This is a genomic window from Psychrobacter sp. AOP7-B1-25, from assembly GCF_052376195.1.
Lineage (GTDB): Bacteria > Pseudomonadota > Gammaproteobacteria > Pseudomonadales > Moraxellaceae > Psychrobacter.
Genome location: NZ_JBQSVK010000019.1, coordinates 39,855 through 52,140, shown reverse-complemented (window position 1 = coordinate 52,140; position 12,286 = coordinate 39,855). Strand labels below are relative to the sequence as shown.

General features: G+C 43.1%; 10 protein-coding genes. 5 read left to right on the top strand and 5 right to left on the bottom strand.

The window, feature by feature from the left end:
- Together ACT3QR_RS12390 and ACT3QR_RS12385 are read left to right on the top strand one after the other, a co-directional pair.
- Window positions 1-488 (top strand): pentapeptide repeat-containing protein (locus ACT3QR_RS12390; RefSeq protein WP_444521633.1); only part of this gene is annotated, 488 nt, incomplete at its 5' end.
- Entirely contained in the window at window positions 485-862 is a 378-nt protein-coding gene (locus ACT3QR_RS12385; RefSeq protein WP_444521632.1) for a Spx/MgsR family RNA polymerase-binding regulatory protein, read from the top strand. The genes ACT3QR_RS12390 and ACT3QR_RS12385, both read left to right, overlap by 4 nt.
- A 110-nt stretch (window positions 863-972) precedes the next feature.
- On the opposite strand, the gene argB is transcribed toward ACT3QR_RS12385, so the two are convergent.
- The 5 genes from argB to ACT3QR_RS12360 form a co-directional block, all read right to left on the bottom strand.
- Window positions 973-1,884: an acetylglutamate kinase gene (argB, locus tag ACT3QR_RS12380; RefSeq protein ID WP_444521631.1), complete on the bottom strand. Its 912-nt coding sequence runs from the start codon at window positions 1,882-1,884 to the stop codon at window positions 973-975.
- A 77-nt stretch (window positions 1,885-1,961) separates the two neighbouring features.
- The gene (locus tag ACT3QR_RS12375; RefSeq protein WP_444521630.1) at window positions 1,962-3,767 is read right to left on the bottom strand and encodes a phosphomannomutase; all 1,806 of its coding nucleotides are present in this window, start codon (window positions 3,765-3,767) and stop codon (window positions 1,962-1,964) included.
- 122 nt (window positions 3,768-3,889) lie between these two features.
- Window positions 3,890-4,354, bottom strand: coding sequence for a dUTP diphosphatase (gene dut / locus ACT3QR_RS12370; protein ID WP_201580448.1), 465 nt, complete (start codon window positions 4,352-4,354; stop codon window positions 3,890-3,892).
- Between the two features lie 134 nt (window positions 4,355-4,488).
- Complete coding sequence (gene mgtE / locus ACT3QR_RS12365; RefSeq protein ID WP_444521629.1) at window positions 4,489-5,892, bottom strand: magnesium transporter; 1,404 nt, start codon at window positions 5,890-5,892, stop codon at window positions 4,489-4,491.
- Between the two features lie 121 nt (window positions 5,893-6,013).
- Window positions 6,014-8,047, bottom strand: coding sequence for a UvrD-helicase domain-containing protein (locus ACT3QR_RS12360; protein ID WP_444521628.1), 2,034 nt, complete (start codon window positions 8,045-8,047; stop codon window positions 6,014-6,016).
- 814 nt (window positions 8,048-8,861) lie between these two features.
- Here ACT3QR_RS12360 and ndhC point away from each other — a divergent pair.
- The 3 genes from ndhC (at window position 8,862) to nuoC (ending at window position 12,211) form a co-directional block, all read left to right on the top strand.
- On the top strand, window positions 8,862-9,485 hold the full coding sequence (gene ndhC / locus ACT3QR_RS12355; protein ID WP_444521627.1) for an NADH-quinone oxidoreductase subunit A: 624 nt from the start codon (window positions 8,862-8,864) through the stop codon (window positions 9,483-9,485).
- Window positions 9,486-9,654: 169 nt separating this feature from the next.
- Window positions 9,655-10,323 carry a NuoB/complex I 20 kDa subunit family protein gene (locus tag ACT3QR_RS12350; protein WP_444521626.1) on the top strand — a complete coding sequence of 223 codons (669 nt, stop codon included), beginning with the start codon at window positions 9,655-9,657 and terminating at the stop codon, window positions 10,321-10,323.
- Between the two features lie 112 nt (window positions 10,324-10,435).
- On the top strand, window positions 10,436-12,211 hold the full coding sequence (nuoC, locus tag ACT3QR_RS12345) for an NADH-quinone oxidoreductase subunit C/D (RefSeq protein ID WP_444521625.1): 1,776 nt from the start codon (window positions 10,436-10,438) through the stop codon (window positions 12,209-12,211).
- The last annotated feature ends 75 nt before the right edge of the window (window positions 12,212-12,286 follow it).

Below are 12,286 nucleotides of genomic sequence, written 5' to 3'. Positions count from 1 at the left end.
TTAAATATGAGAATAATGAAGCGTTTGATAAATGGTTGAACTTACTGGACTACAAACTCATGCCTAAGTTGAACCATTTATATCTTCCAAATCTAACAATTTATTCGACATTTATTGCTGGTGATTTTGAGTCATCGGAACTTAATAATGCTGATTTAGTGTTTTGTGAATTATTTATAGCAAATTTTAAAAATTCAGTACTAGAGGGTGCAAATCTCTCAGAAACTAGAGCTGAAAGCGCATCTTTTGAAGATGCTAATCTAAAAAACACTGAATTAAAAGCAGCTAACTTTAGAGGGTCTAACTTTGTGAGGGCTAATTTAAAGAATGCTAATATTGAGGGGACAAACTTTACTAATGCAAATCTTGAAAATGCTAATTTTGAAGATACGAATCATGAAGAAGCGATTTTCACAGGTGCAAATCTAAAAGGCACTATTTTAGAAAGTTTATATACGTCAGAAAAAAAATCAGAGGAAGAAAAATGACCATTACCATTTACGGTATCAAATCATGCAGCACCATGAAAAAGGCGTTTACTAAGCTTGAGGAGTTAGGTGTTAACTATGATTTTCATGATTATAAAAAACAAGGCATCGACAAACCAAGCATCCAGCGTTGGGTGGATGCGCTAGGTATCGATAAAGTGCTGAACAAGCGCGGTACCACATGGCGCAAGCTGACCGATGAGCAAAAGCAAGCAGCTGATGCCGATATAAATAACGTGATTGATTTACTAGTCGAAAACACCAGTATGATTAAGCGTCCAATTGTAGAAGGTCAGATTGACGATAAAAATCAAGGTCAGCCAATATTGCTGTGCGGCTTCGATGAGGCGGAGTTTGATAAAGTTTTTTCGTAAGTTTAATTCGAGAAAATTCAGCTCAGCTTATTATTAAATGTAAAAATGTAGAAAAGCCCGAGCGTTTATATTGACTCGGGCTTTTCTACATTTAACATTGCTAGATTTTTCTAGCTCAATGAGGATTCTATCTCACGACTAATGAGTGTACCGACCCCTTCGTTAGTGAAAATCTCAAGTAAGGTTGCATGTGGGACACGGCCATCAACGATTACTGCACTTTTGACACCGCTACGTACTGCATCAAGCGCACATTGAATTTTGGGAATCATACCGCCTGAGATAGTACCGTCTTCGATTAAGCTATCGACTTTCTTTGGCGTGAGCCCAGTGACCACTTCACCGTCACGGCCCAATACACCTTTGATATTGGTCAATAGCATCAGCTTCTCTGCTTGCAAAAATTCTGCTACTTTACCCGCAACCAAATCAGCATTGATATTATAGGTATTGCCTTCAGCATCCACACCAAGTGGAGCGATTACAGGTATAAAATCAGAGGCAATCAACATATTGATCACATCTTTATTGACGCTGACCACATCACCGACGAACCCTAAGTCAACTGGTACAGCAATACCGTCTGCGCCAATTTTTTCCATCATCAGTTTTTTTGCCTGAATCAAGTTGGCATCTTTACCGGTCAGACCGATCGCGCGACCACCATGCTTATTGATCAAGCTAACAATGGATTTGTTGACACTACCGCCCAAGACCATTTCGACGACATCCATGGTGCTTTTGTCAGTGACGCGCATGCCATCGATACGGTCTGATTGACGTCCGAGCTCTTTTAGAAGATTGTCAACTTGCGGGCCACCACCATGTACGACTACGGGGTGCATACCGACGGTTTTTAGCAAAACGATATCGCGAGCAAATGAGCTTTCAAGATCAGGATCAGTCATGGCGTTGCCGCCATATTTTACGACGATGAGTTTATCAACAAAGCGCTGAATATAGGGCAGAGCAGTGGTCAATACTTCAGCGGTGTTTTTGGCATCGTCTAAATTAAGCGTCATTACAAACTCCTAAGGGCCGGGTTTAAATTGGTTGTTTTTATATCATGTCTAATGAGACAGTGATGTACGTTATGTGGCTACTCCGCGGGAATAGCAAGAATCTGCTCTGCTAAAGCTGCGTTAAATGGTCGGCATAAAGCGGCAAATGTCGCCTGAATATCTTTTAGATCATCCATGCTGTCACCAGCAAAGCGTGCGGTCAGGCTGTTACTGGTATTTGATTGACGTAGTACCCCAAAGCCATGCGCAAAATCCAAGCGCACACCATCGATACAGCTTAGTTTAGTTCCCGTAGGTAATAAGTCATGCATTTTTTTTAATGCTGTTTGCGACTTGGTAGTAGCACAAGTACACATTGAAGACTTGTATGGTGGGGCAGGCAGGCAAGTGTCTTTTAGGGCCTGACTAGACGAAGAAGAACTAGCAAGAATAGGCATATCTACTAGATGCTGCAAGTAATGACAAAATCTCGTCAGTTGCTCTACAAGTGAGCAGTCGGTAGTAGAAGCCTGCGGCATTGGTAAATAATGATCAGCAGTACTGACTATAGTGGGCAAGCTTTGGATGATATTTGATAGTGATTTTTTGTCATTAATATAGTCATGAGTTTTGTCAAGCCAGTGTAGCAACCGTAATGCAGCATACATCGCATCATCATAGGGGATAAAACGACTATCATTGAAAATAAAATGTCCTGATAGTTCGCCAGCAAAGACAATTTTATTGTCAGTATCCTGTACCTGTTGGCGCATAAAGCTGCTACCTGTTTTGCTAATCACAGGTGTAGTGTTAAGTTCAGCCAACAGTCTTGGTAAATGATGAGCGCACTTAATATCGAAAAGAACCTCAGATGTGAATAAAGGGTTGTTCAAAAAAGTAGGGTGTTCAGTAATAGCAATACGTGCCAATAAATAGAGTAAATGATCGGGCGTAACTATCTTGCCGTTATTATCAACGATCATCAACCGATCGCCATCGCCATCAAACGCTAAGCCTATGTCTGCTGCGTGAAAAACAACGGCTCGTTGCAATTCGTTTAAGCGATTTGGTTCGGTAGGGTCTGGATTACCAAGAGGGAAGTTGCCATCGGGTGTATGATTGAGAAAAATGACCCGTTGGCAAAAACGCTCAAACAAGCATTGAGCGATGCTCCCAGTTGCGCCATGCATACAGTCAATGACTATGACTAAATCAAGCTTATGGGTATCTTTCTGATTGTCTTCAGTTGCCGAGTGATTGTGCTGGAGTAATTGATCAAATACTTGCTCAATAGCATCGATATAAACGTTTGCTACTTTATGAGTAGATAGTTGTTCAAGCAAGTCACTTGGTAGTTCTGAATCGTGGTTATTCTCAATATTTTCAGTACTTTTTGAATACAAGAGAGGATTTTTAGCTTGGCTATCTGGGTAAGCGTACTGACCATGGTTGATGGTTATCTGATGATAAAGTGCCTGTATCTCGGAGTTACTAGGAGATTTGTTATTCACCAACCATTTGATACCTAATATATCTTTGGCAGAGTGGCTTGCTGTTACGACTATGCCATGTCCTTGATATTGCATTGCCCAAAATGCCATCATTGGCGTGGTAATAAGGCCTAACTGGATTACGCATAAACCCTGTTGAGCCAGTACAGCAGAAATCGTACGTGCAATCGCCTCACTGCCAATGCGCATATCATAGCCAATAACGACAATATTCTGCTTATTATCAACATCGGCGTTAGTATTGATATTTTGAGTCGGTTGACTGTCTTGCGCATTATAGAGAGCAGCAAAAGCATCGCCTAACGCTTGTATAAGACTGTTAGTGAAATACTGGTTAGCACCACGAATATCATAAGCACGGAATAAGGATTGCTGCGCCGCAAAAGGTGGCATTGCTTACTCTCCTTATAACCGTGATAGATGTTTAATGAGTAAAAATGAATAGCGCAAGATTTTATATATAACTTAAACAAAACCCTAAACGCTATCTAAGAAATTAACCGACAAAATAGCTACTACTGACGACCTGAATGTCCAAATCCGCCTGCACCACGTACGCTCTCATCGCTGAATTCTGCAACCACTTCAAACTCAGGACGAGCAACGGGTACTACGATGTACTGTGCCATACGTTCAGCCGGGTTGAGAACAAAATCATCTCCACTACGATTCCAAATACTAACCATCAGCTCGCCTTGATAGTCGGCATCAATTAGCCCAACTAAGTTACCTAAGACGATACCATGTTTATGGCCAAGTCCTGAGCGCGGTAAAATCATACCTGCATAGTTAGGATCTTGAATATAAACGGCGAGACCTGTGCCGATTAAATGGGTTTCTCCTGCTTTAATCGTTAATGGTTCATCGATGCAAGCACGTAAGTCGATCCCTGCACTGCCATCAGTGGCACGAGTCGGTAGAGAAAATGCTTCATCTTCAGTAATTTTAGGGTTTACCACTTTAACTTGTACAGCTTGCATAACGAACTCACTTAACGATTTGATGGTTTTTAAATCACGATTTTAAACTAGGGTTTTAAATAGATCTTATTCAAAATTTTATATAAATAGTAATTCTATATTTTGACTGGGTCATTGATTATTCAGCACTTTAATTAAAGTATCAGCACACTGGCCAATCCTAAAAAGGACATAAAGCCGACGATATCCGTGACAGTCGTTAGGATAACCGAGGCAGATAAAGCAGGGTCGATATTCATTCGTTTTAGCATCAGCGGTATGCTGATGCCTGATACGTTTGCGGCTGTCATGTTGATCGCAATGGCAAAACCAATAACAGCACTAATTTTAACATCATGAAACCACAACTGAGCAATGAACGCCATAATCACCGCCCAGACAATACCGTTTATCGCACCTACCCATAGCTCTTTATTCAAGAGCCAAACACGGTTAGAACCACCGATTTGACCCATCGCCATACCGCGTATCACCACTGTCAGCGTTTGCGAGCCCGCAATACCTCCCATACTGGCAACGACTGGCATTAGTATTGCTAATGCCACAACTTGTGCCAATACCTCCTCAAACTGTCCAATCACTGCTGCCGCTAGTAGGGCAGTACACAAGTTAATACCTAGCCAAACACTACGGCTTTTGGCACTGGTTAAGATAGGGGCAAACAGCTCTTCATCTTGACTAACACCAGCTAGGTTTTTCATGGTGCTATCGACGTCATCTTGGATGATGCCCATGATATCTTCACCATTTAGTTGACCAACCAGTTCGCCATGGCTATTGATTACGGGAGCGAAGCGAATATCTTCTGAACGAAAAATCGCAGCGGCATCTTGAATATCTAAGCGATCATTAATTGTGATGGCAGTATCAATCAGCTCCGAAACCAAAGTGTTTTGTTTGTGCTTAATTAAATCTACCAAACTCAGTAGACCGAGTAATTGCTGGCTTTGATCGACGACTAGCAACTCTTGGCTCTCATCATCGAGCAGATCATCGTTTTTTCGTAGCCACTCTTGCACATCCGCAAGATAGATATCATCCCTTATCTGGATAATATCAGGATCCATATAGCTACCAACTTCCCAGTCAGCATAGGTATCGAGCTTATTGACTTGAACTCGAGTTTCTTCGTCTAGCGTTGCCATGACTGAGGTACGGACGCTATCAGTGACGGTATCCAAAATCTCGGAGATGTCCTGAGCATCAAGATCTTGGGTAAATAGGGAGATTTCTTGAGAAGAAATGTTCTCCATCAACGGCTGGCGTGTATCGACATCTAGCTCGGCAAGTACCTCACCTTTGATGTGTTCTGGCACCTGCGCCCAAATCAGCAGACGGTTTTGAGTTGGGAAGGACTCTAGTAGGTTGGCAATCTCATATTCGGATTGCTTTTCCAAAAACTCCGTAATTGCCTCGTATGCTTTATCAGCAACCAGACCTTGCAGGTACAAAAGCTTATATTCAGCACTATATTCGGCTGAATTATAATCTCCTGACAGCATATTGGTTCGTTCCTGATTAGGCGTCGGGGTGGGCATAAGTCTTCCAAAGTTTTACAGTATATAAATAATAATAGCGATTATAACAATCATTTTTTGCGCAATCTAAGGCGTGCTTTCGAAAGCACGTTACTTAGACATTTAGATGTTTTGATTGAGATTAACGTTTACCCAGTAACGCTCGAATATTGGCCAAATACTCATCAGCAACGGCTTCGGGATCTTTGGTCGCTTTTTTCTTTTTCGCCTTGGCAGGCCAATCAATATGATCCTCGGGCAGCTCATCTAAAAACCGTGATTCTGAGGTGACACGCATCTGACCACCAGCACGGCGCTGGGTCGCGAGCGTCAATGTTAGTTCACGGCGCGCACGGGTAATGCCCACGTACATAAGACGACGTTCTTCTTCGACAGTTTCACTCATGATAGAGTTGCGATGCGGTAGCATCTCTTCCTCAAGCCCCATGATGTAAACAAAATCAAACTCCAAACCTTTTGCAGCGTGCAGCGTCATTAAGTTAACTTTATTGGTGTTCTCTTCTTCTTGCTGCTGCTCAAGCATGTCGAGCAAAACCAGTTTGCGAATGATGGTATCAATCGTTCGGTCTTCGTCTTCTTCAGCGCGATTAATCAACGACTGAATACTGGTGTAGAGCATATCGATATTGTCGATGCGATTTTTTTCTTGTTGAGGTGTTTTGGCATCGCTACGGACAAAATCAATATAGCCAGTTTCATCAATCATCTGTCGTACAATTGGTACAGGGTCAGGATGCTGATCTAGCTCGCGCGTATAGTGCTCGATGAATTCACCAAACTCTTTTATCGTACCATAAGCCTTTGAGGGTAATACGTGAGAAAGGCCAGCATGGGTACAAGAGGCCAGTAGCGATATGCTGTGCTCTTGCGCAAACAAGCCGAGTTTTTCTAGTGTGGCAGGTCCCATGCCACGCTTAGGCGTATTGATAATACGCAAAAATGCGCTGTCATCTTCGGGATTTAAAATCAGGCGCAGATAGCCCATGATGTCTTTGATTTCACTACGTGCAAAGAATGATTGACCACCTGATAATTTGTATGGCACTTGCAACTGGCGCAATTGGGCTTCCAGCATACGTGCCTGAAAGTTACTGCGGTATAGCACAGCATACTGTTCCCACTCATTACCAAAGCGCAGCTTATGCGTGACGATTTCTTTGGCCACGCGCTCGGACTCATCATCGTCATTACGGCAGTTAATAATGCGGATTTTTTCGCCTTGACCTTTATCTGACCATAGTTTCTTTTCGAATAAATGCTCGTTATTAGTAATGACGGCGTTGGCAGAAGTCAAAATACGCGTGGTTGAGCGATAATTTTGCTCAAGCATGACGATTTTTAGTTTTGGAAAATCTTCCTTTAGTAATCCCATGTTTTCAGGTTTTGCACCGCGCCATGCATAGATAGATTGGTCATCGTCACCCACCACAGTAAAGCGACCTTGTGGACCAACCAAGTGTTTGATCATCTCATACTGAGCGGTATTGGTATCTTGGTATTCATCAACGAGCAGGTAACGAATGCGGTTTTGCCATTTGTCACGTAGTTCTCTGTTCTCACGTAATATCTTGGTTGGCAAGACAATCAGATCATCAAAATCGACCGCATTATAAGCCCGCAAATTACGTTCATAAAGCGCATAGAGCGTCGCAAAGATCATGTCTTCTGGATCGTCTAAGGTTTCCATCGCCTTGTCAGGCTCAACCAAATCATTTTTCCAGTCGGAAATCATTTTTATCGCTTTACCAACCAGTTCGCGACTTTCAGCGCCACTTAAGTTGTCACGCATCATCAGCTCCATCAGTAAGCGTTTGCTGTCATCGCTGTCCATGATGGAGAAGTTGCCTTTTAGCGGCGTATGAATCAGCTCATAGCGCAAAAACTGTAGACCAAATTGGTGAAACGTCGACACCGTTAGGCCACGCGTTTTTTCGCTTGGTAGCAGTTTGCTTACCCGCGCTTTCATCTCACGTGCCGCTTTATTGGTAAAGGTCACGGCGGTGATGCGCTCAGCTGGCATGTCACACTCTTGGATTAGGTAAGCAATCTTACGCGTAATCACAGAAGTCTTGCCGGAGCCAGCACCTGCAAGTACCAGTAATGGACCAGATACGTAGAGCATGGCCTCGGATTGTTTGGGATTGAGTTGACTCATAACGTGACCTGTAAGACAAAAGCAAAAAAGAGGGTGGCGCTGATATGATAAATATAAATATAAATAAACGCAGCGCGCATCATTAAAACTCGTATCGTTGCGATATTTTAATAATTTTTATTATAAGAATAATAGAAGTTAAGGTTTGATGATGGAATATCATAAAAATCTGGTGGGTTATTATAAAGCAAAAACGTTCGCTTTGGGGGAGGACTTGGGTGATGAAAAAGGGGTATTTGGATACTTGATTTTTGCTAAATAGCATGGCAGTGTTTGTTTGTAGCCAAAAACATGGATTTGGAGTTAATATAAGTCAACGTATATATCATAACTTATAGTAGAAAAAACACATTTTTTTTACACAGAAAGTGACCGTTCAATACAGTTAAAAACTAGCTTTTAGGCACTGAAATGCGTATAGTACGTAAATAATTTATGCCAGTTGTCACGTCATTATTGACCACGTGTAATGAGCTATTAAATCAATTAAGTAAGCAGTCAGATATGATATTGATTTAATACGTTGATCTTACGTTGTTAGAAGATGCGTTGGGCGACCAGCCTTTATCCGTGCGCATACCGGAGTCTCTGCAGTAGGTCATGTCTAACATCGTCGTCAATAAGCTTGATAATTGGTTGTTACTAGCAAAATACCTAACATGTGACTCAATGACAGTTACTTAAACACAGTGACAGTTGCTTAAATACAGTTACTTTGTGTTTTCGTCTGCGTTATACCTGTCGCAACACGGTCTAAATGGGTCAGTGCTTGCGCTGTGTCTAACACTCGATTGGGTGAGGAGCACGTATTATCATGTCTGCTTTTAATTGGTCAGCCATTGCTTTTATCTTAGCCGCCATTGGGCTGGTTGTCTTTATGCTGGTTGTACCGCGCTTACTTGGCGGTCGCTCTCAAGGCTCACAAAAGGAAGAAGTATTTGAAGCGGGTGTTGTCGGATCTGGCAACGCCCGTATTCGTTTGTCTGCCAAATTTTATTTGGTTGCAATTTTCTTTGTGATTTTTGATCTAGAGGCACTGTATCTCTACGCTTATGCTGTGTCGGTACGAGAGGCGGGCTGGCTTGGCTTTGCCGCTGCTGGTACGTTCATTACTATTCTGATTATCGGTTTGATTTATGAGCTAAGCTTGGGTGCGATGAACTGGGCACCTGCTGACAAGCTACGCAAAAAAGCACGCTTATATGCAGCGCCTGCAGGTTTTAATTTGGCAGACATCACCAAGTTCGATGGTGCGCATGAGCTAATGGTCGATCCTACTGGTAAAGTGCCAGCGCAGTCATCCGGTCAAATCAATGTCTCAAACAATATTGAGACCAATCGTCGTCATCTACAAAACATCGATCACATCAATACCACGGGTAACGTTACTTCTGTGGATTTTGCGACGTCTGCTCAGCAGGAAAAAACTGAACGTTAATACCAGTTGATGCTCAGCTTATAGCGTTTGCAAAACGAGCAGTAAAGCATGAAGACGTCAGTCTGTTTGTATTGATGATCGCTGATGATTAGCCACTTATTAATAAAATTATGGTGATGGTACGTGCAAGATGATTGCCGCGCTAAGCCTAATATAAAGGTTGTATGTTATGAAATACACATTAACAAAAGCCAACCCCGATGCAGATACCTATCCTGCACAGACCAGCCAAACGGTCAACGATCCTATCGAAGATGAAGTTAATAAAAATGTCTTTATGGGTCGTCTCGAAGATCTCGTTCATTCAACAGCAAACTGGGGACGTAAGAACTCACTTTGGCCATTTAACTTTGGTACTTCCTGCTGTTACGTCGAATATGCTACTACCTTAACCGCCGTGCATGATTTGTCACGTTTTGGGGCAGAGGTTATCCGTGCCTCGCCTCGTCAGGCCGATGTCATGATCGTCGCTGGTACTTGCTTCGTTAAAATGGCGCCTGTTATTCAGCGTCTTTATGAACAAATGCTTGAGCCGAAATGGGTGATCTCTATGGGTGCCTGTGCTAATTCGGGCGGTATGTATGATATCTATTCTGTCGTACAAGGCGTGGATAAGATTATCCCTGTCGATGTGTATGTACCAGGTTGCCCGCCGCGTCCAGAAGCGCTTATTCAGGGTTTAATGTTGTTACAAGAGTCTATTACTAAAGAACGTCGTCCATTAGGTGTTCATGTCAACGAGCAGGGCGTCTACCAGCCGCAGATGACACCTGAGCGTGACCGTAAGCAGGCAGATCGTATCGCTGTCAAAAACTTGCGTAGCCCAGACAGTATCTAAGTTTCAAATAGCATTTAGACTTGTAGCAACAGTTTCAATATTTTATGCGCTTATCATAGTTCGGTTATGATCAACATAGTTCAGTTATGATTAATGAAGGAATACATCATTCATGGTCACGGTAGTCGAAAACATAGATCCTAAGATCAAGCCCGTCCCAGCAGTCATTACAGAGCTGGAGCAAAAGTATGCTGGTAAATTTGTCGTGCAGCAGACTGTGGATGAGATTCCAACGGTTTGGGTGGCGCGTGCTGATTTATTAGATATTCTCTTATTCTTGCGCAAACTGCCTAAGCCTTATGTCATGCTATTTGACTTATCTGCGATAGATGAGCGTTTACGCCAGCATCGCGCAGGATTGCCAGATAGCGACTTCACAGTGTTTTATCATTTGATGTCGCTTGAGCGCAACAGTGATGTCCGTATCAAGGTCGCGCTGAGCGAAGATGATATCAATGTACCGAGCGCTACCAATATTTGGCCAAATGCCAACTGGTATGAGCGCGAAGTGTGGGACATGTTTGGTATTGTTTTTACAGGTCATCCGCATTTGACTCGTATCTTATTACCAAAATACTGGGAAGGTCATCCACTGCGGAAAGAGTACCATGCGCGTGCAACTGAATTTACTCCGTACTTTTTGAACACGGCCAAACAGCAATACGAACAAGAAAATCTACGTTTTGTCCCAGAAGAGTGGGGTATGAAGCGTTCAGGTCGTGATGAGGACTTTATGTTCTTGAACATCGGTCCTAACCACCCTTCTGCTCATGGTGCGTTCCGTTTGGTGCTACAGCTCGATGGTGAAGAAGTTGTCGATTGTATCCCTGATATCGGCTATCACCATCGCGGCGCCGAAAAGATGGCTGAGCGTCAGACTTGGCACTCATTTATTCCATACACCGACCGTATTGATTATCTTGGTGGTGTGATGAATGAGCTACCGTATATCATGTCGGTCGAAAAACTGGCAGGTATCAAAGTACCGCCGCGCGCTGAAACCATCCGTGTGATGATGAGCGAGTTTTTCCGTATTACCAATAATTTGCTATTTGTTGGTACGTTCATTCAGGATGCGGGTGGTATGACCCCTGTGTTCTATATGTTTACCGATCGCCAAAAAGCCTATGATGTTATCGAAGCCGTGACTGGTTATCGTATGCATCCGGCTTGGTTCCGTATCGGTGGTACCGCTGCTGACCTACCACGCGGCTGGCAGCGTTTAGTTCGTGAGTTCTTAGAGTGGATGCCAAAACGTTTGGACGAATATGTCAAAGCCGCCTTGCAAAACAGTGTGCTCAAAGGCCGTACTCAAGGCGTTGCTCAGTATAATGCTAAGCAAGCGCTTGCTTGGGGTGTGACAGGTGCAGGTCTGCGCGCGACAGGTGTGGATTTTGATTTGCGTAAAGCACGTCCATACATGGGCTATGAAAATTACGATTTTGAAGTGCCAGTTGGTTACAACGGTGATGCTTATGATCGCTGTATGGTAAAAGTCGAAGAGATGCGTCAGTCATTGCGTATTATTCGTCAATGTATGGACAATATGCCACAAGGCCCTTATAAGGCCGACCATCCATTGGCTGTACCACCGCCAAAAGACCGCACGCTCAATGATATTGAAACGCTTATCAATCACTTTATCTCAGTATCTTGGGGTCCTGTGATGCCAGCGGGCGAATGTACGACGATCGTTGAGGCGACCAAAGGTCTGAACAGTTATTACATTACCTCAGACAAGGCCACGATGAGCTATCGTACCCGTATTCGCACGCCAACATTTGCACATATACAACAGATGCCGTCGGTCATTAATGGATCGCTGGTTTCTGATGCCATTATGTATTTGGCATCGATTGATATTGTGATGGCGGACTGTGATCGTTAGAACCGCTGTTTCACCAGTATTTGTTCATCAATATATTATTGCCTGATGGCACACCAAAATGCTGTCACTCGTCAA